General features: G+C 42.6%; 1 protein-coding gene. It reads left to right on the top strand.

The window, feature by feature from the left end:
• Nucleotide 1 precedes the first annotated feature (1 nt).
• The gene (locus MRS74_RS24285) at nt 2–178 is read left to right on the top strand and encodes a DUF3299 domain-containing protein (protein ID WP_368671326.1); all 177 of its coding nucleotides are present in this window, start codon (nt 2–4) and stop codon (nt 176–178) included.
• Nucleotides 179–242 lie beyond the last annotated feature (64 nt).

Consider the following 242-nt stretch of genomic DNA (forward strand, 5'->3'; position numbering starts at 1 on the left):
TATTCCACCACCGCCACCGAACCAAATTATTCGAGTGAGATTTAAAGAGGGTGTGGCAATATCTGAAATCTGGGATGTGGTTTACGTAGTCGGTATGCTCAGAACAGAAAGCAGCAGCTCGGAGCTAGCAGATACAGCGTATGTCATTGATGGTAGTCGAATTGAGACATACCAATAATAACCTTAGTAAAAAGCAGAGAGACAGATAGTTTGGATAGTGTTTAACGACCGAACAACACACT

Origin of the sequence: Marinobacterium sedimentorum (assembly GCF_024267675.1) — a bacterium.
Taxonomy (GTDB): Bacteria; Pseudomonadota; Gammaproteobacteria; order Pseudomonadales; family Balneatricaceae; genus Marinobacterium_A; species Marinobacterium_A sedimentorum.